This window comes from Agrobacterium sp. 33MFTa1.1 (assembly GCF_004328495.1).
In the GTDB taxonomy this organism is placed as follows: domain Bacteria; phylum Pseudomonadota; class Alphaproteobacteria; order Rhizobiales; family Rhizobiaceae; genus Agrobacterium; species Agrobacterium pusense.
Genome location: NZ_CP036358.1, coordinates 679,016 through 702,947 on the forward strand (window position 1 = coordinate 679,016; position 23,932 = coordinate 702,947).

Below are 23,932 nucleotides of genomic sequence, written 5' to 3' on the forward strand. Positions count from 1 at the left end.
TTTCCCCCGGCCGGATTTGACGGTTGTTAATTTCAGCGGGAATTTTTCCCTGCAGATAGGGGGGTAAACAAAAACGCGCCAGTCTTTGAGACGGACGCGTTCTTGAAATATCGGTGATTGCGAAATCGGGATCAGACCGTCTCGGGGCCTTCCGCGTGCCGGGCAGGGCGCTCATTCGGATCGCGTCCGATTTCGGCTTTCAGCGTCATCAGGTCGATGAAGTGATCGGCCTGGCGGCGCAGGTCGTCGGCGATCATCGCGGGCTGGGTGGCCATGGTGGAAACCACGGAAACCTTGCGGCCCTTGCGCTGCAGCGCGTCCACCAGCGTGGTGAAATCGCCGTCGCCGGAAAACAGCACCAGGTGATCGACCGTTTCGGACTGCTCCATGGCGTCGACCGCCAGTTCGATATCCATGTTACCCTTGATCTTGCGGCGGCCGAGCGCGTCGGTAAATTCCTTCGCCGGCTTCGTCACGACCTTGTAACCGTTATAGTCTAGCCAGTCGATCAGCGGGCGGATCGAGGAATATTCCTGATCTTCGATCAGGGCCGTGTAATAATAGGCGCGCAGCAGATAGCCGCGCTTTTGAAACGCCTTCAGAAGCTTGCGGTAGTCGATATCGAATCCCAGGCTTTTCGATGCTGCATAAAGATTGGCTCCATCTATGAAGAGCGCAATTTTCTCCCGTGGATCGAACATTCCATCCCATTCCTTTTTTTGGAAAGGCCATTATCTGGCTTTTATATCCGGTCGATAGCGCTAAATATCATGTCGTATCAACGCGCTTTGCGTACCGCCGTTGCGTTTTAAGTAAGCTACCTTCCCCCTTATTCCAAGACAATTCTTCTAGACATTTTGTTCATCAGGCGCCAAACATCGAGGATAAGGTGCCAAAAGACGCCAAAGACAGGAAAAACTTGAATTCCGCGGCCAATGGCTGTATCGGAAGCTGGAAAGCTTCGTCGCGAGAAATTCCAGGTGTTTTCCGCACGGCACGAAGCGCAGATTCAATAGGTTAGAGCAACCCTTGTGCATCCTGAAGACCGCACGGCGCTCTGATCCACGACATTACGACCCGCAAAGGACAGGCAATGGCCCGCGTCACAGTTGAAGATTGCATTGATAAAGTAGACAACCGTTTCGAGCTGGTGCTTCTCGCCAGCCACCGTGCGCGCCAGATTTCTCAGGGCTCTTCCATCACGGTTGACCGCGATAATGACAAGAACCCCGTCGTTGCGCTGCGTGAAATCGCCGACGAGACGCTGTCTCCCGACGATCTGAAGGAAGACCTCATCCATTCGCTGCAGAAGCACGTGGAAGTGGACGAGCCCGAGCCCGATCCGGTCACGCTTGCCGCCGCCGCTGCCGACAGCGAAGAAGACGACCAGCCGGAAACTGTCACCTTCGACCAGATGTCGGAAGAAGAACTGCTGGCCGGTATCGAAGGCCTTGTGCCGCCGGAAAAAAATGACGATTATTGATCCGGTTTTATGACGCCTTTGGCAGGCGGCGGTTACCGTCTGTCAATAGTTGCCGTCATAATCTGATCCTTATTGATGCAGCATTGTGCGCCGACCCCAAGGTTGGCGCGCTTTCTTTTTGTGGAATATCGCATGATGCGGCAATACGAACTCGTTGAGCGGGTTCAAAAATATAAACCGGATGCGAATGAGGCCCTGCTGAACAAGGCCTATGTTTACGCGATGCAGAAACACGGCCAGCAGAAGCGGGCCAATGGCGACCCCTACATCTCGCATCCGCTGGAAGTTGCCGCAATCCTCACCGAAATGCATCTCGACGAATCGACCATCGCGGTGGCGTTGCTGCACGATACGATCGAGGACACCACCGCAACTCGCGCTGAAATCGACGAATTATTCGGCGAAGACATCGGCCGGCTGGTGGAAGGGCTGACCAAGCTCAAGAAGCTTGATCTCGTCACCCGCAAGGCGAAACAGGCGGAGAACCTGCGCAAGCTGCTGCTCGCCATTTCCGATGACGTGCGCGTCCTCCTGGTGAAGCTCGCCGATCGCCTGCACAACATGCGTACCATGGAATACATGCCGGCCGACAAGCGCAGCCGCATTTCCGAAGAAACCATGGAAATCTATGCGCCGCTCGCCGGCCGCATGGGCATGCAGGACATGCGCGACGAGCTGGAGGACCTGTCCTTCCGTTATCTCAATCCTGAAGCCTATGAGACGGTGACAAACCGTTTGCAGGAACTGGAAACGCGCAATGAAGGCCTCATCAAGAAGATCGAGGACGAGCTGCGTGAATTGCTCGTGGCGAACGGCCTCATCGGCGCGGGCGTCAAGGGCCGGCAGAAAAAGCCTTATTCGGTGTTTCGCAAGATGCAGTCGAAGTCGCTCTCTTTCGAGCAGCTGTCTGACGTCTACGGTTTCCGCATTCTGGTCGACGACATTCCCTCCTGCTATCGGGCGCTCGGCATCGTGCACACACGCTGGCGTGTGGTGCCGGGCCGCTTCAAGGATTACATCTCCACGCCGAAGCAGAACGACTATCGCTCCATCCACACCACCATCGTTGGCCCGTCGCGCCAGCGTATCGAGCTGCAGATCCGCACCAAGCGCATGCATGAGATCGCCGAATTCGGTATTGCCGCCCACGCGCTCTACAAGGATGGCGAAAACGGGGAGGGCGATCTGCTTTCGCCGGAAAGCAACGCCTATTCCTGGCTGCGCCACACCATCGAATCGCTGGCGGAAGGCGACAGCCCGGAAGAATTCCTTGAGCATACCAAGCTGGAACTCTTTCAGGATCAGGTGTTCTGCTTCACGCCCAAGGGCAAGCTCATTGCCCTGCCGCGCGGCGCGACTCCCATCGATTTTGCCTATGCGGTGCACACCAATATCGGCGACACCACCGTTGGCGCCAAGATCAACGGCCGGATCATGCCGCTCGTCACCCGGCTGAACAATGGCGACGAGGTGGAGATCATCCGCTCCGGCGTGCAGGTGCCGCCCGCCGCATGGGAAGAGGTAGTGGTGACGGGCAAGGCACGCTCGGCCATCCGCCGCGCCACCCGTATGGCCATCCGCAAACAATATTCCGGCCTTGGTTATCGCATTCTCGAGCGCACCTTCGAACGCGCCGGCAAGGCCTTCTCCAAGGAGGCGCTGAAGCCGGTCCTGCATCGGCTGGCGCAGAAGGATGTCGAGGACGCCATCGCGGCTGTCGGCCGTGGCGAGGTTTCCTCGCTCGATGTGCTGCGCGCGGTATTCCCGGATTATCAGGACGAGCGCGTGACGGTGAAGATGACCGGTGACGACGGCTGGTTCAACATGCGCAGCGCCTCGGGCATGGTCTTCAAGATACCGGGCAAGTCCCGTTCGGCGCTGGAGGATGACGGTGCGGCCGAAATGCTCGACGGGCCTGACCCGCTGCCCATTCGTGGCCTTTCCGGCAATGTCGATGTGCATTTCGGGCCGGCCGGCGCCGTTCCGGGGGACCGCATCGTCGGCATCATGGAAAAGGGCAAGGGCATTACCATCTATCCAATCCAGGCGCCGGCGCTTCAGCGCTTCGACGACGAGCCGGAACGCTGGATCGATGTGCGGTGGGATCTGGACGAAGCGAACAAGTCGCGCTTCATGGCGCGGGTGATGATCAATGCGTTGAACGAGCCGGGCACGCTCGCCTCAGTCGCGCAGTCGATCGCAACGCTCGACGTCAATATTCGCGGGCTGAACATGGTCCGCATCGGTACCGACTTCTCCGAGTTGGCGCTGGACGTGGAAGTCTGGGATCTCAGGCAGCTGAACCAGCTTCTGTCGCAGCTCAAGGATCTGGATTGCGTCTCCACGGTCACGCGTGCCTTTGATTGAGGCATTTTTGATGCCTTTGAGATAGCGGAAGGCCGCTGTTATGCGTTCTGCGCATGGCAGCGGCCTTTTCCTGTCTCTGGTGGTTAATGCGGTTTGCGACTATTTTCCTCTCAGAAATTGAAGAGAAGGAGACGCGGCGTGCCGGTGGATGAACACCGATGAGAAACGCCAGTTCCAAACCGAAAGGACCGAAAATCATGTTTACTCCGCTTCGTAAGATCGCCCGCGCCGTTCGTGGCAAGACCACCCAGGAACGCGAATTCGAATATCTCAGCGGCTCGGTATCGAATGTCGACCTCGAGTTCCGTCAGCGCGAAATCGACCGCGGCCTGTTCCGCCGGTAATGCGCTCAGCGCATGGCAGCCAGTCGCCATGCGTATGGACACGGAAAGCGCGGCGGTAATGGCCTGTGTTTTCCTGTGCACCGCAAGCCCAGGAGATACGCGCCTCAGCGCGTCTCCTCCATGCCGCTGTCCAGTGTGACTGATCGGGTATGCTGCATCTGCAATGATCAGCGTGGGATAACCGGGCAAAAGTTCTTTGTTGCCTACCACGCTCTTGGCTCGGCCGGGGTGATGAAATAGACTGCCCCCATGCCGTTTCGCCGCCGTGAACCCGTTGGTTTTTCAGAGAAGATTCGCGACCTCTTCTGGCCGCGAACGGGTTTTTCCCGTTCCCTGCGCTACATGAAGTTGCGCCTGCTCAGGCTTTCCGCCTCTCCCCATTCCATTGCCGCCGGTGTCGCCATCGGTGTGGGTGTGGCGTGGATGCCGTTTCTCGGTGTTCACATCATCATTGCCATGGCGCTCGGTTTCCTCATGCGCGTCAACCTCGTGGCGGCGGCACTCGGTACGACGTTCGCCAATCCGCTGACATTTCCTTTCATCTGGGCCTCCACCTGGGAGCTGGGACATGTCATTCTCGGGCGAAAGACGTCGGAAAGTGCTGCGCATGTGGATTTCGTGGCGCTGTTTAGCCATCTTGAATTCCGGCAGATATGGACGCCGGTACTGGAACCCATGACCATTGGTGCGGTTCCGCCCGCCATCATCAGCGCGGTCATCGCCTATATCGCCGTTTATGGGCTCATCAACGGTTTTCAGCGCCGCAAGATGGAAAATCTCGCGCATCGCGCCGCCAACAAGAATGCTTCTCTGGAGATGTTGAAATGATCATTGGATTGGGAAGCGACCTGATAGACATCCGGCGCGTTGAAAAATCGATCGAGCGCTTCGGCGAGCGTTTCACCCATCGGTGTTTCACCGATATCGAGCGCGCCAAATCCGATGGCCGCAAGAACCGCGCCGCATCCTATGCCAAGCGTTTCGCCGCCAAGGAGGCCTGTTCCAAGGCGCTTGGCACCGGCCTTGCGAACGGCGTTTTCTGGAAGGACATGGGCGTCGTCAACCTTCCGGGCGGCAAGCCCACCATGGTGCTGACAAACGGGGCAGGGGAGCGACTGGCGGCCATGCTGCCCGCAGGCCATCGCGCCAATATTCACCTGACGATCACGGATGACCACCCTTACGCTCAGGCATTTGTGATCATCGAGGCGCTTCCCGTGATCGATTGAGGCCTGGGGGCACCGTTGGGCGCGCTCTATTTGCACCGCTGTCACAGAAGCGCTTCCCTTCGGGCTGGAAAGGTTCTAGAGAAGTCGCAGAAATATGAAAGCGTTGCGGGCCGCGTGAAACAGCATCACCCGCCCCAGGCGCGATAAGCAACGGCCCGTCAGCTTCTTGGATCGAAGAAGCCGGGAAACAATCAGGCAGGTCTTTAAGTGTCGGAAAAAGCGGAAAAGAAGCAGAACGCCCTTTGGGAGAACGTCAAGGTCATCATTCAGGCGCTGCTGCTGGCGATGGTCATCCGCACCGTGCTGTTTCAGCCCTTCACCATCCCGTCGGGCTCGATGATGCCGACGCTGCTGGTCGGCGACTATCTTTTCGTCAACAAGTTCTCCTACGGCTATTCTAAATATTCGCTGCCTTTCTCGCCGAACCTGTTTTCGGGCCGCATTCTGGAATTCAGCAAGCCGAAGCGCGGCGATGTCGTGGTCTTCCGCCTGCCGCCCAATCCTGAAGTGGATTACATCAAGCGTCTGGTCGGCCTGCCGGGCGACCGAATTCAGGTCACGAACGGCGTGCTGTTCATCAACGGCCAGCCGGTGCCCAAGCAGCCCGACGGCACCTTCACGTCGGATTATCGCGCCGATCCGGGCGCCAACGTACCGGTTTTCCGCGAAACGCTTGACAATGGCGTTACCTACGACACGCTCGATCAGTCGCCCGACTCGCGCGGCGACAACACCCGCGAATTCGTGGTCCCCGAAGGCCATTATTTCATGATGGGCGACAACAGAGACAATTCGCTGGATAGCCGCTTCGATGTCGGTTTCGTGCCGGAAGAAAACCTAATTGGCCGCGCCAGCGTCATCTTCTTCTCTTTGGGCAACGACACGCCGTTCAGCCGCATTTGGGAATGGCCGGCCAACATGCGTTGGGACCGCCTGTTCAAGGTTGTGGGATGAGCAAGACCAAGCCGCTTTCCGCGGACGAGATTTCCCGTCTGGAAGCGTTGATCGGATATGAGTTCAAGGAAAAGGCCCGGCTCGACCGGGCCTTGACCCATGCCAGCGCGCGCTCCGCTGCGGCGGGCAATTACGAGCGTCTGGAGTTTCTGGGCGACCGCGTTCTGGGTCTCTGCGTTGCAGAGCTTCTGTTCTCCATCTTCCGCAATGCGTCCGAAGGTGAGCTTTCGGTGCGTTTGAACCAACTGGTCAGCGCCGAATCCTGCGCGTCGATCGCTGACGAGATGGGCCTGCACAATTTCATCCGCACCGGATCCGACGTCAAGAAACTCACCGGCAAGGCGATGCTGAACGTGCGCGCCGATGTCGTCGAAAGCCTGATTGCCACCATCTATCTGGATGGCGGCCTCGATGCGTCGCGCAAATTCATTCTGAAATATTGGCAGGGCCGTGCCACGAGCGTGGATGCCGGACGGCGTGACGCGAAAACGGAACTGCAGGAATGGGCGCACGCAAAGTTTGCGGTCACCCCATCTTACCGGGTTGACGATCGCTCCGGACCGGATCACGATCCCCGCTTTACGGTGACTGTCGAAATTCCCGGCGTAAAGCCGGAAACCGGCGTCGAGCGTTCCAAGCGCGCGGCCGAGCAGGTGGCGGCAACCAGATTGCTGGAACGCGAAGGCGTCTGGCAGAAAAGCTCTACCTGAAACTGAGCTGACCGGCGACGGCAGCTGACTATCAAGCGCATGGCGAGCCCTCTGGCCGCATGTTGAATACCTCTGACCTTGAATGGATATCATGACCGATCACGAAAACCCCGCCTCGACAGGCGAAGACAATGCCCTTCCGACCCGCTCCGGCTTCGTTGCCCTCATTGGCCCTACAAATGCCGGTAAGTCGACGCTGGTAAACCGGCTGGTGGGCGCCAAGGTTTCCATCGTCAGCCACAAGGTGCAGACGACGCGTGCGGTCATGCGCGGCATCGCCATTCACGACAACGCGCAGATCGTGTTCATGGACACGCCCGGTATCTTCAAGCCGCGCCGTCGGCTGGACCGCGCCATGGTCACCTCCGCCTGGGGCGGCGCGAAGGACGCTGATCTCATTCTTCTTTTGATCGACAGCGAGCGCGGCCTGAAGGGCGACGCTGAGGCGATTCTCGAAGGCCTGAAGGACGTCCCCCAGAAGAAAATCCTCTGCCTCAACAAGATCGACCAGGTAAAGCGCGAAGACCTCCTGAAGCTCGCCGCAGCCGCCAATGAGACGGTCGCCTTCGACCGCACCTTCATGATCTCGGCGACCAATGGCTCCGGTTGTGAAGACCTGATGAACTATCTGGCCGCCGAATTGCCGGAAGGCCCATGGTATTATCCGGAAGACCAGATCTCCGACCTGCCCATGCGCCAGCTTGCCGCCGAAATCACCCGCGAAAAGCTGTTCCTGCGCCTGCACCAGGAACTGCCCTATGCCTCGCATGTCGAGACGGAAAAGTGGGAAGAGCGCAAGGATGGCTCGGTGCGCATCGAGCAGGTGATCTATGTCGAGCGCGACAGCCAGAAAAAGATTGCGCTCGGCAAGAACGGCGATGCCATCAAGGCGATCTCCACCGCCTCGCGCAAGGAACTCTCGGAAATCCTCGAACAGCCGGTGCATCTCTTCCTGTTCGTCAAGGTGCGCGAGAACTGGGGCGACGACCCGGAGCGTTTCCGCGAAATGGGGCTGGAATTCCCGCGAGGCTGAAAGCGCGTCATTCCCGCGTTTCTGTGAGGATACAGAAACGCGGTGGGAGGAGCGCGATGTCTTTGTTCCCGGCAGGGAACCGAATATCCTTGGAACGGGTTGTTCCAAAAACAATTGGGCGCAACCTTTTTTCATGATGGATAATCATGTCACCCAAAAAACCGAACGGGATTTCCACCACCCCCTGCCAGCAATGCCCGCTGCGCGATCTACCGCATTTCAGGGACTTTTCTTCTTCGGAACTGGATTTCGTGTCCCGTTTCAAGACGGGGGAATTGGCGGTGGAGAGCGGCTCCGTCATCCTGATGGAAGGCTCACACAGCGCTCACCTCTACACGGTTCTTGCGGGCTGGGCATTTCGCTACAAGACTTTGGAGGACGGCCGGCGGCAGATCCTGAATTACGTGATGCCGGGCGACCTCGTCGGCCTGCAGGGCACGGTGATGGGGGAGATGCAGCACTCGGTTGAGGCCTTGTCGCCGGTCACGCTGTGCGTCTTTGAGCGATCGCGCCTCAACAATCTCTTTACCGACCACCCGACGCTTGCCTATGATCTGACATGGATTGCGGCGAGCGAAGAGCGCATGCTCGACAGTCATCTGCTCAGCATCGGCCGGCGCACGGCGCTTGAGCGCGCGGCCTACCTTATCGCTTTCCTTTACAGCAGGGCGAAAGCAGTCGCGCTGCTGCAGGGCGAGGCGACGATTCCTGTCACCCAGCAGCACGTGGCCGATACGCTCGGCCTCTCCATCGTCCACACCAACAAGACGCTGAGAAAGCTCGTCGATCGCGGGCTTATCCGCTGGACGGACAAGGGCTGTCTGGTGCTGGATGACGCCGGACTGGCGCAAGTTGCGGGCTGGGAAAGCGACGGCAAGCGGCAGAGACCGTTTATCTGATCTTCCGACATGTCTTTTTTAAATGACGGGCGAGCCGCAATTTGCGACTGCTCCCATGATATCTCACTGGAGAATCGTTTCGAAGACGACGGCTTCGAGCCTGACGGCTCTCTTTGTTAGGAAGAAAAATATGGTGCCACAACGGGTTATCATCGTTGAGGATGAATATCTGGTGGCGCTCGATGTTGAGGCGGTTCTCCAGTCGATGGGTGTGGAGACCGTTATCATCGCCACGACGCTTGCGCAGGCGAGGAAGGCTCTCGAAGAGGATGGCGCCGATTGCGTGCTTCTCGATGTCAGCCTTTCTGACGGTAAAAGTTATGATTTTGCACGCCACTTGCGGTCTGCGTCCATTCCTTTCGGTTTTGTCAGCGGTTACGGCGACACGACCGGATTCCCCGAAGATCTCCTGCATGCGCCCTTGCTCGGCAAGCCTTTCGGAGAAAATGAAATCACCGATTTCGTCCTCCGCCTCGTCGATGCGGCGCGTGTTACCGTAAAAGAATAACGTTTCGCCGCCGGATCGGTTATGATCGGGCTTGAATCGAAATTCGGACAGGTTTCATGCAGTGGCAGGATGAGGCGATCATTCTCGGCGTAAAGCGTCATGGCGAGACGAGTGTCATCGCCGAGGTGATGACCCGCACACGCGGCCGCCATCTCGGCATGGTGCGCTCCGGGCGCTCCCGCAGCATGCAGCCGGTGCTGCAGGCGGGAAACCGGGTAGACGTCGTCTGGCGCGCGCGCCTTGACGATCATCTCGGAGAATACCGCATCGAGCCCCTGCAACTGCGCGCGGCGCAATTGATGGAAACGGCCACCGCCGTATACGGCGTCCAGGCCATGGGCGCGCTGCTGAGGCTTTTGCCGGAGCGCGATCCGCACCCGCATCTTTATCAGGCGCTCGATATCATTCTCGATAATCTCCACGAACCGGCCGATGCAGGCGAACTTTTCGTGCGCTTCGAGTTGGCGGTGCTGAATGATCTCGGTTTCGGGCTTGATCTTACCGAATGTGCGGCGACGGGGCTGCGCAACGATCTCATCTATGTCTCGCCGAAAACGGGAAGGGCGGTTTGCCGCACGGCGGGAGCGCCTTATGCGGACCGGATGCTGTCGCTTCCGGCTTTTCTCGGCGAAGGCCAGTCGAAAGCCGCTGATCCCGAGAGCCTTGCGGCAGCTTTTCGCCTGACCGCCCATTTTCTCAACCGCCATGTCTACGATCCGCGCGGGCTCAATGAAAACGCCGCCCGCGACGGTTTCGTGCAGGCGGCGCTGAAGGCTTTGGAGCGCAGGGGATCGCCGCCCGCACTGGACAGGGCCGGTTAGTTCCGGGCCATCGCTATTGGGCGAAGGCCGGCCGTGGGGCGGGGCGTTCTTCAATTGGCCAGTGCACGACGGCCGCAAAAATCCCCATGCCGACGCCAAGCCACCAGACGAGGTCGTAAGAACCGAACCTGTCATAAAGAAAGCCGCCCAGCCAGACGCCAAGGAACGAGCCAATCTGGTGGGTGAGGAACACGACGCCGCCGAGCATGCCGAGATGGCGCGTGCCGAACATGATGGCCACCAGCGCATTTGTGGGCGGCACGGTGGAGAGCCAGAGTATGCCCATGACGGAAGCAAAGAGAATGACTGAAAGCGGCGATTGCGGCAAAAGCAGAAAGGCAGTCACGACCACGGAACGGGCAATATAGATATAAGCCAGGAAATAGGGCTTGGAATAACGCTGTGCGATGACGCCGGCGGCCAGCGATCCGATGATGTTGAAGAAGCCGATGAGCGCCATGGCAATCACCGCGTAGCGTGGTTCGATACCGATATCGCCGAGATAGGCCGGGAAATGCGCGGTGATGAAGGCCACCTGAAAACCACAGACGAAGAAGCCCGTCGTCAGCAGCAGATAGCTCTTGTGGCCAAGCGCTTCCTTCAGCGCTTCGCCCGCGGTCTGCTGGAACTGCGCCTGCGACTGGGTGCCGGAGGATGAGTTTCCGCGCATGAAAAAGGCGAGCAGCGGCACCAGCATCATCATGGCGGCGAGCCAGACGAGACTATCCGACCAGCCATAGGTGGAAATCAGCCCCTGGCTGATAGGTGCAAACAGGAACATGCCTGCCGAACCCGCCGCCGTGCCGATACCAAAGGCGAATGAACGCTGCTGCGGCGTGACATGGCGGGCGAAGGCGGAAAGGATGACGCTGAAGGACCCTGCGGCAATGCCAAGCCCCACGAGAACGCCGCCGCCGAAATGCAGCCAGAAGGGCGATGTGCCGAAGGACATGCAGATGAGGCCCGTCGCATAAAGAAAGCCCGAGAGCACGAGCACGCGGCCCGTACCGAACTTATCGGCGATGGCGCCGAAGAAGGGTTGGCCGAGACCCCAGAAGAGGTTCTGCAGCGCCATGGCAAGACCGAAGGTTGAACGATCCCAGCCGGTATCGGCCAGCATCGGCAACTGGAAAAAGCCCATGGCGGAGCGGGGGCCGAACGTCATGACCGCAATCAGCGACCCGGCTGCGATAATCAGCCAGGGCATGCTCTGGCGAGTGGCTTGCGACATGAATATTCCCCCCTCGCAGCGCCCGCCTCTGAAAGAAGCGCAAAGCATGCCGCGGATTCCACAATGGTGGGATGAATATTATCTTTTGTCAGCCGGCCCCACTAGCGACTTTTCTTGACGGCCATTATTCATGCGATTGATGGAATGCGGCCTAAGAGGCGACGATGAAACAGAATATCTACGACGATCCCGGGTTTTTCGAGCGCTACAGCGCCATGCCGCGTTCCGTGCAAGGTCTGCGTCAGGCCGGTGAGTGGCACGAATTGCGCGCCATGCTGCCCCCGCTGAAAGACAAGTCCTTTCTCGACCTCGGTTGCGGTTTCGGCTGGCATTGCCGCTTTGCCGCGGAGCAGGGCGCACGCCATGTCGTCGGCGTCGATCTCTCGGAGAACATGTTGCGCCGCGCCGCAGAGATCAATGGTGGGTCCGGCATCGAATATCGCCGCGCCGCTATCGAAGACATCGATTTTCCGCCGCAGAGTTTCGATGTGGTGCTGAGTTCCCTTGCCCTGCATTACGTCCGCGATCTCGGCGTGGCATTCGCAAGGATTTTCGCCGTGCTGAGGTCGGGCGGCGATTTCATTTTTTCCATCGAGCATCCCGTTTTTACGGCGCTGGAAAAACAGGACTGGTTTTACGGCGAGGATGGCGAAATCCTGCACTGGCCACTCGACAACTACCAGAACGAGGGCGTGCGCCACTCCAACTGGATGGCGGACGATGTGGTAAAATATCACCGCACCGTGTCAGCTATCGTCAACGGCCTCCTGTCCGCTGGTTTCACCCTGACGCGTCTGGCGGAACCACGTCCGGATCCGGCTTTGATGGCCGAGCGCCCGGAGCTGAAGCATGAAGACCGCCGCCCGATCTTTTTGATCGTCGGTGTGAAGAAGTCGTGACATGACCCGTGCGTTGTATCGCCGGGTTGCACAAAGGTTGAGATCGGGGCGTCAGGCTCGAAGCTTGCCTTGTTCATAGTGCTCCGTCCCTCCTCATCTGTGTGCTTGTCACAGAGATCCAGCCAGCCCAAGTCTTTGGGCTGAGGGATTGTTTCGCCGCGCAGACGCGCATCGGCTGGATTCCTGTGACAAGCACAGAAATGAGGGGAGCGAGGGTTTGACGACAGGTTAAAGCGCTGCCTGATGCCCAGAGGATTCCGTTTGAACCGGACTGACTTAGCGCCTCTTGATCGCCCAGCCTTCGGGCCTTTCCTCGATCACCTTTGCGACGTCGCCGACAGACAGCCTGCCTTCACCGCGCGGCGTCACGTTCCAGCCGAACAGCGGGCCGGGCACGCGCCGGTCTGCGGACATACGGATGCGGCCCATGGCCTTCATGGGAGAGGGCACATCGCGGGAGCCGGTCGTCTGGTCCTGCGTGGTCATGATACAGCGGGCGCAGGGTTTGACGAGATCGAAGCGAATGCCGCCGATCTCGATGGCCGCCCACCCGTCTTCCGCCCATGGTTCGTCCGTCTCAAGCACGATATTGGGCCGGAACCGCTCCATGCCAACGTCGTCTTCGCCATTTTCGCGCATGTTGTCGTTCAGCGCGGCAAGCGAGGCGGTAGTGGTGACAAGGATCTGGTAGCCGTCGGCAAAGGTGACGGGCGTTTCATTGCCTGTCCACTCGAGGCTCGCGATGCGTTTGGAAGCGTTATCGAAAAAGGCGAGCTTCACTTCGCGTCCGAGCCATGCCGAGAGCGTGTCATTGGTCACAGCGTCGGCCATATTGGCGCTGACTATCGATTTCCATACCGCCACATCCATGCGCTCGCCGGATGGTCTTGCGACGATCTCGCCATGCTGGTCGCGCGAAAGCAACATGCCCCCGTCCTCGTGCCGCGCCAGAACCGTGGCAATGGCAGGCAATTCACGCTGGGTGATGAAGTGGCCCGACGGGTCCACAAGCATGGCGCGACGGTCACCCGGCAGACCCTCGGGCGACACGGCGCTGTCCGGGAGGGAAATGCCGCGCGCGCTTTTCAGCGGGTAGATATTAAGCTCTGTCACACGCATCATGCTTCCTCATATTTCATCGAGAAACAGGTCCAGCACCTGTTTCAGCCGCTCATGGCGGGCTCTGGCCATCTGCCTGCCGGTCTCTGTGCGAAAACCATCTGCCAGCTTGAACAGCTTGGTCTCGAAATGGTCGATGGCAAAAGCGCGGTCATCAAGCGGCCGTTCCTTCGCCAAGGGGTCGACCGGATCGTAAAGTGCGGAGCCCATGCGTCCGGCAATATAAAAGCAGCGCGCCGCGCCCACCATACCGATGGCGTCCAGCCTGTCGGCATCCTGAAGGATTTTCGCTTCCAGTGTCTGCGGCTCGATATTGGCGGAAAAGCTGTGGGTGATGATCGCATGCGTGGCGGCGTCGATATCCTGCTTCTTCCAGCCGAGGCCGGCCAGAATGCCTGAAGCCTTTTCTGCCGCCAGCCGTGATGCCTGTGCCCGCAAGGGCGAGTTTTTCTCCACGGCCACACAATCATGCAGCAGCACGCTGGCCGCCAGCACGGTGCCATCGCCGCCTTCACCCGCATGGATGCGCATGGCATTGCGGAAGACGCGGTGAATATGGGCCAGATCATGCGAGCCGTCGCCCGCATCGGCGGCGTGCGGGATCAACTCCTGCGCAAGCGCCGCATGGGGCGCGAAAGCCTCCGCCGCGATCATGCCTGCGGCTTCCGGGTGAGGATTTTCTGGTAGAACAGGCCGATGCCGATGAGCACCGCGCCGAGCCCGATGAAGGACAGCGCCCGGAGCACGCCTTCGAGGTTGCTCGTGTCGATCAGGAAGGCTTTGGCAACCGAGATCAGCACGAAGGCGGCCGATGCCAGACGCAGGCTGCGGGCATTAAAGCGCGAGCCAAGCACGAGCAGCAGGACGCCGATCAGCAGCCAGACCACCGAATAGCTGTAGGTCTCGCCCTGCATAAAGCCCTTCCAGTCAGCAATATTCTCGCCCTGCCAGAAACGGCGCACCGAAAGCGTGGCCCAGGCAAAACCGAGCGCTGCTCCCGCCACCGCCAGCATGCTGACATAGGGCGGCGGACGTTTTCCGCGCGCGTAATAGGCGAGGCCGCCATAAGCGAATGCCGGCAAAAGGTAACCGATCAGCAGCAGGTTGAGGACCGGGATGCGGCCGGTATTCTCGCCGGTGAAATAGGGGTTGAGCGTGAAGAAATGCATCGTCAGCACGTTGATGACGGCGATGACGCCGGCGATCATCGAGCCGTAACGGAAGACGGGGCTGGGGCTTTTCAAATCCAGCGTCATCAGGACACCGGAGAAGCCGATGGTCAGCAGCGTGTAGATCGACTGCTCGCCGAGCGTCGGCACATTGCTGTCGAGCGTACCGCCATTCATTGCGTGGCGAACGAGGATGGCCACGGCCAGAAGTCCCATGACGCCGGCGATGGCCTGCAGGAAGTTCTTGATCCGCATGCCCGGCCAGTCGCGCAACAACCACGCGGAGACGATGGCCAGCAAGGCAGGGATGCCATAGCCCGGCAGCAGCGCGTTGAAGACCGGCGTCGTGCCGAGATTTTGCGGCCCGACGATTGTCGGCTCCCAGGCGATCCGGCCAAGAACGGCAACACTTGCGACAGCCATGACCCAAGGCAGTATATCCCAGTTGCGGTAGCGGCTCGCCAGCACGTAAAGGAAGCCGATGACGGACAGCAGCACTGTCGTCGCGAGCCCTTCCGTCAGCGTGTGCAGGCAGACCGCGAAGGCGGCGAAGGAGCCGAGCACAAGGATGTTCAGCGGCTTGCGATAGGCCTCACTGTTGCGCCGGTGCAGCCATTCAGCACCGGCAAGCAGCACGAAGCCAAGGCCGAGACCATAGGCCGCGTGCAGCCAGTCGCGGCCGAGATTGCCATATTCGACGAAGCTCGCCGTCGCGAGCCAGACAGGGAACAGGGCGGCAATGCCAGCCCAGAGCTGGGCGAAATCCGCATCTTCTGCGCCCTTGCGTTTCAGGAAGGAAAAGGCGCACAGCACGAAGATAGCCCCAAGGCCGAGCGCCATGGCAATTTCCGCAGCGTAGCCTGTGCCCACGGGCGGAAGCGTCACGCCGGTATCATTCACGAGACCAATAAAATCGATGCCACGCCGCGACATGAGCGACACCGCAGACTGCGCGCCGAGCGCGGCGATGATCGCCGGCCAGACGGCATAGTGACGGGCAGCACCGAGTGCTGCAAGAGCTGCAATAAGCGCTGAAACGATGAGCGCCGGGTGAGTATCGACGCTGCCTTCGGCAAAGAGGAAGCCGATGGCCGGCAGGATCACCGCCATCGATACGGTGAGGTTGAGGGCGAGCGACGGGCGCAGCAAAAGCCGCATGATGCGAATCGCGCGCCGCTCGGGAGCTGCCGTTTCGGCAGTTTCCCGAGGCGTGGTGTCGTACTGTTTTCCGGGCCAAAGGAAGATCGTGCCAGCGAGCATAATGAGCAGGGCAAGAGTCGGCGGTTCGGCACTGATTGCATCCGAAAAGCCGATATATCCGAGAGCCCAGAGGCCAAGTCCGGCATTGGCAAGCGACGGGACCACCGTCCAGCCCTGCCGGCGCGCCGCTGCCGCGGTTGCGAGCCAAGAGACGGTGAGGAAGACGAAGAGCGCCCAGATATTCGGCGTTTCGGTGGAAATCAGCGCCGGCGTCAGCATCGAACCTAGAAGTCCGAGACCGGCGAGCGCCTGTCCGTGCAACAACGACAGGCCGATGGTGGCGAAGGCGACGAGGCCGAGCAGGATAAAGGCGGTGCCGGGGCCGATATAGTCGTAGATGCCATAAGCCGCATAAACCACACCGAACAGCGTCAATGCGCCGGCCGCAGTGAGCACACCCGGTATCATGGCGTTGGAGTAGGTGGTGGCGATGCCTGGCACCGCCTTGCGGCGGATCGCTTCACCGGCAAGCCCGAGAAAGAGGCCGAAAATGGCGGCGAGCGACAGCCTGACCGCCGGGCTGAGCAGGCCTGATTCGATCGAATATTTGACGAGGAAAATGCCGCCGAGCGCCAGCGCCAGCCCGCCCGCCCAAACCGCCCAGCGCGCGCCGAGCAGGCTTTCGAAGCTTTCTTTCGCTGCCGGGGCAGACGCGGTATCAGAAGCCGCCACGGATACGGCATCGGCTAGTGGCGCAGCGGAAGCGTCTTCGCGCGCCACGTCTTGATCCGCCGCAGCGGTGCTGGCTTCTGAACGCTCGAAGGCGTCTTCATCCCGGATGCCCGCTGGTTCCAGCGCCGTTTGGCCTTCCGTCTCTGCTGCGAAATCAGTCTTTTCGGCGGTTTCTGTGTTTTCCGCCAGTGCCGCAGCAGGAGCGGCCACGCCCGCCGCCATCAGCCGCTTGAGGCTGTGAACCTCCCGTTCGAGCGACTTAATGCGGCTTGAATTGCGGATGCTTGCGACCAGCGTGTAGATGAAGGCCGCGACAAGGGCGAGGATAAACAGCGGGATTTCCAAACGGACTCTCCAATTATGAAGCTGTTTTTAAAGCCCTTTTGGTGAATTTATGCAAGGCCCGGTTGATGAGGTTGTGGGTAACGGGGGAGCGAGCGCTCGCATCCGCTTCTTCTCCCCGAGGGGAGAAGTCTGCGGCAGTGGGATGAGGGGGCGAGGGTAGAAATAAACTGAGAGCTTGCCCCCTCAACCGACCCTTCAGACCACTTTCTCCCCTCGGCGAGAAGAAATGGGCGGCATCCGCTCGCCTCATGCGCATCCCCCGAAAATCAGGGAACATACGCCAGCCAGCGCCGCGCCACTTCGATATCCGTGAGCCCGAGTTCGTGCCCATCTTCCAGCGTTTCCACCTCAACCCTTGCGCCGTTTGCCGCAAGCCTGTCCCGCAACACGCTCGCCCCGTCGCGGTATTTGTCGCGTTCTCCCGCAACAAGCAGGAAGCTGCGGCCGGAAAGATCACTTTCCGGCCATGTTTCGAGAACAGGCATTGGGCGGTACAGCAGGGCGTCCCCGGCAAGCTCCGGATAAAGCGCGGCAAAGGCCGCATAGAAGTTTGCCCCATTGGAATGGCCGATAAACCGCAGTTTCGAACGATCGAGCCCATAGGAGCGGATTGCCCCTTCCACGAATGCGGCGAAGGCTTCCGCTTCCGAGACGATATCCTTCTGGTCGAAGCTGAAATCGGGATAACGCCGGAACCACCGGGCAATCCCTTCTTCCGTACTGCGGCCGCGGACGCCGAGAAGCGTCGCGCCCGGTGCTGCCCGGTGCGCCAGCGGCATCAGGCTTGTTTCACTTCCGCCGGAACCGTGCAGCAGAATCATGGTGCTGCCATCAGGCTCTTCGGGCGTGTAGAAACGGTGTACGAAGGGCAGGTCGCGATAGACGATGCGCTCTTCGCCAGGCATCGCAAATTGCGGCAGGGCGACACGCACATCCGCCTCATCCTTCATGAAGAGCGGCGGGATGAACAGTTTTTCGCCGAGCGATTCCAGCGGTTCGTCCACCGTCATACCCGGCCCGTCGGTCGCCATTTCGATCAATACCCCGCCCGGTTCGCGGACGTAGAGCGAATGGAAATATTTACGGTCATGGGCGTTGGTGGTGCTGGAATTCAGTGATTTCAGCCCGGTTAGAACCGAGTTCAACTCATCCATGTCTTTTGCGCGGAAGGCTATGTGATCAACCGTGCCGGTGCCCGGCGCGCTGGACCAGAAGCCCGTGGCGTCGCGCACATCGATAATGTCGCCGCTATCGGAAACGAGCCGGCGAATTGCGCCCGTCTGGCTTACCTGCCTGTATCCGAAGTGTTTTTCGAGAAAAGCCACGGTTTCTTCCGGCACTTCGCTCAGCACGGTTGCACCGTAGATGCGGCGAATGGCGTCCTCTTCGGAAATGTCTTTCGTCATGCGCGGCGTGGCGTCGTCAAAGGCCTGAGTGCCGACCAGCTTGACGATCAGGCCGTCAGGGTCTTTCAGCCGAATGACGGGCTCGCCGAATTCGTCGGAGGGACCTTCCGCCCGGATGCCGAATCTCAGCGCCCGCGTCAGCCAGAAGCCGATGGCGGCAGGATCGATCGCCACGGAAATTTCCAGCGTCTGGCCGTAACCCACGCGGCCTTGGCCACCGTCCTCCCACACCAGAAAAGTCAGCAGGGAACCGGGCGAGGCGATATCATCGCCATAGAGCAGATGAAGCTGCATGGCGTCTTCGAAGCCCGCCGTGCGTTTGGCCAGCCGCAAGCCCAGAAAGCCGGCGTAAAAATCCACATTCGCCTGCACCTTTCGGGTGATCATCGTGATGTGGTGTATGCCCAGTGCAGAATTCATCTTGCCCCCGCTGTAGCCGCCTGCTGTTCGTGGCCTATTTGTCTCACGCTGCCCCTGATCCGCAACCCCGGCAAATGAGAACGCTGTGTTCTCTGCGTGAACGATACTGCTCTCGCTTCGTTGCATGCGCGATGGGCAGAATGCCGGCTTTTTGCCTGGCTCGCGAATAATTGTGCATATAAAATAAGCATACAAAATAACGGCTATTTTGTATGCAATTTTATCTTGCCTTGGAGGTCGGAATTGGGTCTTATGCAACCAATCCAACAAAACCATCAGGGGGAACAGATGATTTTAACGCGCAGGTTGTTGACCAGAGCTCTGGCCATTACCGCCATCGGTGTATCCGCCGGCTTTTCGCTGCCAGCGGGGGAGGCGCGGGCAGAAACGCCGGTGAAATTCACGCTCGACTGGAAGTTCGAAGGTCCGGCCGCCGGTTTCCTGCTGGCACTCGACAAGGGGTACTTCAAGGCCGAGGGCCTCGACGTCACCATCGACAGCGGCAACGGCTCGGTCGAAGCCATTCCGCGTGTCGCGACCGGCGCCTACCAGATGGGTTTCGGCGACATCAACTCGGTGATGAAATTCCTCGATGAGGATCCAAGCCAGAAGGTCAAGGCCGTCTATATGGTTTATGAGCGGCCCACTTTCGCCGTTGTTGGCCGCAAGTCGCTTGGCGTCACCGGCGATCCGAAATCGCTGGAAGGCAAGAAGCTCGGCGCGCCGCCGCCGGATGGCGCTTTTGCGCAATGGCCGGCTTTCAAGCAGGTCGCCGGTCTCGATGACGGCAAGATCAAGATCGAATCGATCGGTTTCCCGGTGCGTGAGCCGATGCTCGCCAAGGGTGATGTCGATGCGGTTTTCGGTTTTGCCTTTTCGGTGATCCTCAATCTCAAGAAGCAGGGCATCGGTGACGATGATATCTCGACCATTCTGATGGCCGAGCACGGCTTGAATCTCTATGGCAATGCAGTGCTGGTAAACACTGATTTCGCTGAGAAAAACCCTGAAGCGGTGAAAGGTTTCCTGAAAGCGCTGGCGAAGGGTTTTGCTGATTCCGTCAAGAACCCCGAAGAGGGCGTGGCTGCTGTTCTCAAGCGCAACGAAACGCTCGACAGTGCCATCGAACTCGAACGCCTGAACATGGCCAACAGCATGAACATCAAGACGCCCTATGTGGTGGAAAACGGTATGGGCGGCGTCGAGCCAAGCCGGCTTGCCGCCTCGCTGGAGACGCTCAAGGTGTCCATGGGCCTGAAGGGCAACGTCAAGGCGGAGCAGGTGTTCGACGCGACCTACCTGCCGGCCAAGGCAGAACGCATGCTTCCCTGATGGGTAAAATGAGCGGGTGCCGCAGGTTTCTTCTCCCCGCCGGGGAGAAGTCCGCGGTAGCGGGATGAGGGAGCAAGCTCTCGGTCTACCGCTGACGTTTCCCCCCTCATCCGACCCTTCGGGCCACCTTCTCCCCCCTCGGGGAGAAGAAACAAGCGGCAACGCCGGGTATGGCCGGCAGCCTAGGGAATTGCGGCGGGAGTAACGAAGGCCATAAGCGCCCGTTCCAGCCTGAAAATGGGGATCGCGATGTCACATCTCGTGGAAATAGATAATGTCGACATGCGCTACGGCGGGTCGGCCGGCACGCTGGCCGTCTCCGGCTTGAACCTGACGGTCGACAAGGGTGAATTCGCGGCCGTGGTCGGCCCGTCTGGCTGCGGTAAGTCGACCCTGATGAAACTGGTGACGGGGCTGCATATTCCGCAGAAGGGCAATGTCATCGTCGCCGGACGGCAGGTCACGGAGCCGGTTTCCATTGTCGGCATGGCGTTTCAGAACCCGACGATGCTGCCCTGGCGCACGACGCTCGAAAATATCCTGCTGCCACTGGAGATCGTCGAAAAACATCGCCGTCGCCTGCGCGCCCACAAGGCGGAATATGTTGCGAAAGCCGAGCGCCTTCTGGAAATCGTCGGCCTGAAAGGTTTTGGCTCGAAGTATCCGTGGCAGCTTTCCGGCGGCATGCAGCAGCGCGCCAATCTTTGCCGTGCGCTGATTCACGAACCGGAACTGCTGATGCTGGACGAACCTTTCGGTGCGCTCGATGCTTTCACCCGCGAGGAATTGTGGTGCGTCATACGCGACCTGCACGCCGCGCAGCGCGTCACTATCATCCTGGTGACCCACGATCTGCGCGAGGCGACATTTCTGGCCGACAAGATTTTCGTGATGAGTGCGAGGCCGGGCCGGGTGCTCGCCGAACACCGCGTGCCATTTGCACGCCCGCGCCAGCTCGACATCATGTATGACAAGGGTTTTAACGACATGGTGCAGGAACTGCATGGCGAAATCGCGCAGGCGAGGGTGGCGGCATGAGCGCGATCGTGGAAAGCACCGTGGCGGCCGAACCGCCGAAGCCGCTGATCGCCCGCGTCAACTGGGTGAAAGCCGCTCCCTGGCTTTATACGCTGGCGCTCTTCGTGGTGTGGGAACTGCTCGTCCATGCGCTGAAAATGCCGCCCACGATCCTGCCATCCCCGGTAAGGGTGGGCCAGGCCATCATGCAATATTGGTCGCCGATCTGGAAAAACTCGCTGCAGACGCTTTATACGACGACACTGGGCTTTGCCCTTGCCGTGGTCGCCGGTCTTGCTATTGGCCTGTTCATTGGCTGGTCGAAAACCATCTATGCCGGGCTTTATCCGCTGATGATCGGTTTCAACGCCATCCCCAAGGTGGCGCTGGTGCCCATCCTCGTCATCTGGTTCGGCATCGGCACGGTTCCCGCCGTTCTGACCGCCTTTTTGATCTCCTTCTTCCCGATCGTCGTTAATGTGGCGACCGGGCTTGCCACCATTGAGCCGGAAACCGAAGACGTGCTGCGGGCACTCGGTGCCAAGAAGATGGACATCATGTTGAAGGTCGGTATTCCGCGGTCCATGCCCTATTTCTTCGGCTCGCTCAAAATCGCCATCACGCTCGCCTTCGTCGGCTCGGTCGTCTCGGAAACCGTCGCCTCCAATTATGGCCTCGGCAACATGATGAGTTCGGCGCAGAGCCAGTTCAATGTGCCGCTGGTCTTTGCCGGCCTGCTGATGCTCGCGGTGGAAGGCATCGCCATGTATGCCATCATGGCCTGGCTCGAAAAGCGCATGACGGGCTGGGCGCATCGCTCCACCATGGGGCAGTGAGTCTTTCTTTTCCCCGCCGGGGAGACGGTGGCCCGAAGGGCCAGATCAGGGGGCGAAGGCAGAGATATGCGGAGAGCTTGCCCCCTCAACCCGCTGCCGCGACCTTCTCCCCGGCGGGGAGAAGGCGAAAGACTTGCTTGCTCGGCATTCCTCACGCTCCGGAAAGCCGCGAGCCTGCTATAGCTCAATGCGCCGCCATTTCCTTGACGATATCGGCGCCGTCCATCAGGAACGGATAATACGTTGGCCAATTGGTCACTTCGTCCAGCAATGCCTTGCGGTCGTTGCCCCAATAGAGATGGTAATGGCCCGCCTTGACCGGGGCGATGGAGTGATCGCTGAACTGGATGAATTGCGGTGCGGCCTCATCGCCGCCGGTTTTCTTGAAGATGTAGCGGACCCCACGATTGCCCTTCTTGTAGGTCAGGATTTCGTGGCCGTCGCTGACATAGGTGCCTTCAGCGGGTTTGCCATCTTTATAAAACGCCACGCTGTCGCTCTTGATGACGATACGGTTCACGTCGGTCTTGTAGCCGACCTCGTAATAGGCGCGGTATTCGGCGGCCGTCTTGTCGCCATGAGCCGCCTTTTCCGCCATGACGGGATCGAGCGAGCCGTTCAGCAGGTAGGGATAAACGGATTGCCAGTCGCCTTCCCAATCGGAAAGTGTGCGTGGTTTCACCTGGGCATCCTCGAAATAACCCTTGTAGATCTGCTTTTCAGCTTCGGTCATCTGATGGCCGTGATCGTGCCCGTGCTCATGGCTGTGGGCTGCGGATTTGTCGCCACCGGCAGCCATTGCCGTGGTCGCCGCCAACAGCATGGAACCAAGTGCGACAGCGCCGGTGAGGCGGGTGATTGTCTTCTGCATTGTTTCGGCTCTCTCCTAAGACAAGTTACGTAATAACATTACGTATGAAGCTATAGAGATCGCATCAGCCGGATGCAAGTGCGCTACAGGGCGAGGCAGCGAAAAAGCGCGACGGCTCTTGCAGCCATCGCGCTTGCAGCAAAATGGGGGTGACGTCTCAGGCCGGCTGTGCGCTCACTTCCGCCTTACGCTCGTCGAACGCGAGTTTCATCGCTTTCGTCACATCGCGGGTCGTCGCGAAATAGCTGTCGCTACGCACCCAGTAACGCAACTTGACGGTGGCGCTGTCGGCGCTCACAGAATCGACAAAGGTGACAGGGGCTGGGTCAAGCAGCACCCGGCTTTCCGAGCGTACGACATTCATCAGCATGTCCTGCGCAGCGGCGAGATTCTCATCGTTTTTCACCGTCAGGCTCAATTCGTGACGGCGAGAAGGAAAGCGGCTGAAATTGGTGATCGGCACGTTCCAGAGCGTCGAGTTGGGCGCCAGACGGTAAAGGCCGTCGCTGGTCTTCAGCTCGGTCGCAAACAGCCCGATCTCGATGATCGTCCCGCTGACGCTGCTGGTTTCGATATATTCCCCGACCCGGAAGGGACGCAGCACCAGCAGCATGATGCCGGCGGCAATGTTCTGCAGCGTTCCCTGCAGCGCGAGGCCAATGGCAAGACCGGCGGCGCCGAGGGCCGCCAGAATGGAGGCCGTCTGCACCCCGAATTGGCCCAGCACCATCACGATGACGAGAATGAGGACGACATAACGAATGGCGCCCGCGAAGAATCCGGCGAGCGTCGCATCGAAGCCGCGAATGCGCGACAGGCCCTGAAAGGCCCAGCGTTGAAGAAAGGCAGCGGCCAGCCAGCCGACGATTAACAGCAGAAGTGCACCGATCACCGAAAAGGAATATTGCACCGCCAGTGCGCTCGCCTGTCTTACGGCCGCTTGCGATGCGACAATGATATCCGTTGCCTGTTGTTCCATGAATCGTCCCGTGATTTTATTTGCGTTC

The 23,932-nt window shown here is 59.6% G+C and carries 23 protein-coding genes; 15 read left to right on the forward strand and 8 right to left on the reverse strand.

All coding sequences use genetic code 11. The features are described 5' to 3' along the window. Positions 1–131: 131 nt before the first annotated feature. Positions 132–701, reverse strand: coding sequence for a LabA-like NYN domain-containing protein (locus EYD00_RS03450; RefSeq protein ID WP_004440903.1), 570 nt, complete (start codon positions 699–701; stop codon positions 132–134). Positions 702–1,093: 392 nt separating this feature from the next. On the opposite strand from EYD00_RS03450, the gene rpoZ reads away from it, so the two are divergent. The 11 genes from rpoZ to recO all read left to right on the forward strand — a co-directional run bounded on the left by rpoZ (position 1,094) and on the right by recO (position 10,348). Next, entirely contained in the window at positions 1,094–1,483 is a 390-nt protein-coding gene (rpoZ, locus tag EYD00_RS03455; RefSeq protein WP_003521126.1) for a DNA-directed RNA polymerase subunit omega, read from the forward strand. Positions 1,484–1,615: 132 nt separating this feature from the next. Next, positions 1,616–3,850 (forward strand): RelA/SpoT family protein, encoded by a 2,235-nt coding sequence (locus EYD00_RS03460; protein WP_004440906.1) that lies wholly within the window; start codon positions 1,616–1,618, stop codon positions 3,848–3,850. A 197-nt stretch (positions 3,851–4,047) separates the two neighbouring features. After that, complete coding sequence (locus EYD00_RS03470; protein ID WP_003496944.1) at positions 4,048–4,194, forward strand: hypothetical protein; 147 nt, start codon at positions 4,048–4,050, stop codon at positions 4,192–4,194. A 249-nt stretch (positions 4,195–4,443) separates the two neighbouring features. Further along, positions 4,444–5,022 (forward strand): DUF2062 domain-containing protein, encoded by a 579-nt coding sequence (locus tag EYD00_RS03475; protein WP_004440911.1) that lies wholly within the window; start codon positions 4,444–4,446, stop codon positions 5,020–5,022. Then, positions 5,019–5,423: a holo-ACP synthase gene (acpS, locus tag EYD00_RS03480; RefSeq protein ID WP_004440912.1), complete on the forward strand. Its 405-nt coding sequence runs from the start codon at positions 5,019–5,021 to the stop codon at positions 5,421–5,423. The genes EYD00_RS03475 and acpS overlap by 4 nt, the downstream gene beginning before the upstream one ends. A gap of 207 nt (positions 5,424–5,630) precedes the next feature. Next, positions 5,631–6,377, forward strand: coding sequence for a signal peptidase I (gene lepB / locus EYD00_RS03485; RefSeq protein ID WP_003509951.1), 747 nt, complete (start codon positions 5,631–5,633; stop codon positions 6,375–6,377). Next, entirely contained in the window at positions 6,374–7,087 is a 714-nt protein-coding gene (gene rnc, locus EYD00_RS03490; RefSeq protein ID WP_004440914.1) for a ribonuclease III, read from the forward strand. The genes lepB and rnc overlap by 4 nt, the downstream gene beginning before the upstream one ends. Before the next feature lie 82 nt (positions 7,088–7,169). Further along, the gene (gene era / locus EYD00_RS03495) at positions 7,170–8,120 is read left to right on the forward strand and encodes a GTPase Era (RefSeq protein ID WP_022555902.1); all 951 of its coding nucleotides are present in this window, start codon (positions 7,170–7,172) and stop codon (positions 8,118–8,120) included. Between the two features lie 146 nt (positions 8,121–8,266). Continuing rightward, a complete protein-coding gene (locus EYD00_RS03500) occupies positions 8,267–9,019 on the forward strand; it encodes a Crp/Fnr family transcriptional regulator (protein ID WP_004440919.1) in 753 nt (250 codons plus the stop codon). Between the two features lie 130 nt (positions 9,020–9,149). Continuing rightward, positions 9,150–9,527: a response regulator gene (locus tag EYD00_RS03505; RefSeq protein ID WP_004440922.1), complete on the forward strand. Its 378-nt coding sequence runs from the start codon at positions 9,150–9,152 to the stop codon at positions 9,525–9,527. Between the two features lie 56 nt (positions 9,528–9,583). Continuing rightward, positions 9,584–10,348, forward strand: coding sequence for a DNA repair protein RecO (gene recO, locus EYD00_RS03510; protein WP_004440925.1), 765 nt, complete (start codon positions 9,584–9,586; stop codon positions 10,346–10,348). A gap of 13 nt (positions 10,349–10,361) precedes the next feature. Here recO and EYD00_RS03515 read toward each other — a convergent pair whose 3' ends face one another. After that, positions 10,362–11,579, reverse strand: coding sequence for an MFS transporter (locus EYD00_RS03515; RefSeq protein ID WP_004440927.1), 1,218 nt, complete (start codon positions 11,577–11,579; stop codon positions 10,362–10,364). Between the two features lie 164 nt (positions 11,580–11,743). On the opposite strand from EYD00_RS03515, the gene EYD00_RS03520 reads away from it, so the two are divergent. Then, positions 11,744–12,478, forward strand: coding sequence for a class I SAM-dependent methyltransferase (locus EYD00_RS03520; protein ID WP_004440929.1), 735 nt, complete (start codon positions 11,744–11,746; stop codon positions 12,476–12,478). 276 nt (positions 12,479–12,754) lie between these two features. On the opposite strand, the gene EYD00_RS03530 is transcribed toward EYD00_RS03520, so the two are convergent. The 4 genes from EYD00_RS03530 to EYD00_RS03545 all read right to left on the reverse strand — a co-directional run bounded on the left by EYD00_RS03530 (position 12,755) and on the right by EYD00_RS03545 (position 18,869). Next, on the reverse strand, positions 12,755–13,597 hold the full coding sequence (locus tag EYD00_RS03530; protein WP_034496258.1) for an MOSC domain-containing protein: 843 nt from the start codon (positions 13,595–13,597) through the stop codon (positions 12,755–12,757). A gap of 9 nt (positions 13,598–13,606) precedes the next feature. Beyond that, positions 13,607–14,251 carry an HD domain-containing protein gene (locus EYD00_RS03535; protein ID WP_004440935.1) on the reverse strand — a complete coding sequence of 215 codons (645 nt, stop codon included), beginning with the start codon at positions 14,249–14,251 and terminating at the stop codon, positions 13,607–13,609. Next, positions 14,248–17,043 carry a DUF2339 domain-containing protein gene (locus EYD00_RS03540; protein ID WP_034495838.1) on the reverse strand — a complete coding sequence of 932 codons (2,796 nt, stop codon included), beginning with the start codon at positions 17,041–17,043 and terminating at the stop codon, positions 14,248–14,250. The genes EYD00_RS03535 and EYD00_RS03540 overlap by 4 nt, the downstream gene beginning before the upstream one ends. A gap of 266 nt (positions 17,044–17,309) precedes the next feature. After that, a complete protein-coding gene (locus EYD00_RS03545; RefSeq protein WP_004440941.1) occupies positions 17,310–18,869 on the reverse strand; it encodes a VOC family protein in 1,560 nt (519 codons plus the stop codon). Positions 18,870–19,157: 288 nt separating this feature from the next. Here EYD00_RS03545 and EYD00_RS03550 point away from each other — a divergent pair, with 288 nt between their 5' ends. From EYD00_RS03550 to EYD00_RS03560, 3 genes are all read left to right on the forward strand, one after another. Continuing rightward, entirely contained in the window at positions 19,158–20,201 is a 1,044-nt protein-coding gene (locus EYD00_RS03550; RefSeq protein ID WP_004440943.1) for an ABC transporter substrate-binding protein, read from the forward strand. A gap of 249 nt (positions 20,202–20,450) precedes the next feature. Further along, positions 20,451–21,239 (forward strand): ABC transporter ATP-binding protein, encoded by a 789-nt coding sequence (locus EYD00_RS03555; protein ID WP_004440947.1) that lies wholly within the window; start codon positions 20,451–20,453, stop codon positions 21,237–21,239. Continuing rightward, positions 21,236–22,054 (forward strand): ABC transporter permease, encoded by an 819-nt coding sequence (locus tag EYD00_RS03560; RefSeq protein ID WP_004440949.1) that lies wholly within the window; start codon positions 21,236–21,238, stop codon positions 22,052–22,054. Before EYD00_RS03555 ends, EYD00_RS03560 begins: the two co-directional genes overlap by 4 nt. 184 nt (positions 22,055–22,238) lie before the next feature. Here EYD00_RS03560 and EYD00_RS03565 read toward each other — a convergent pair whose 3' ends face one another. Together EYD00_RS03565 and EYD00_RS03570 are read right to left on the reverse strand one after the other, a co-directional pair. Further along, positions 22,239–22,925, reverse strand: coding sequence for a ZinT family metal-binding protein (locus EYD00_RS03565; RefSeq protein WP_004440952.1), 687 nt, complete (start codon positions 22,923–22,925; stop codon positions 22,239–22,241). Between the two features lie 157 nt (positions 22,926–23,082). Next, positions 23,083–23,904 carry a mechanosensitive ion channel family protein gene (locus EYD00_RS03570; protein ID WP_004440955.1) on the reverse strand — a complete coding sequence of 274 codons (822 nt, stop codon included), beginning with the start codon at positions 23,902–23,904 and terminating at the stop codon, positions 23,083–23,085. Between the last annotated feature and the right edge of the window lie 28 nt (positions 23,905–23,932).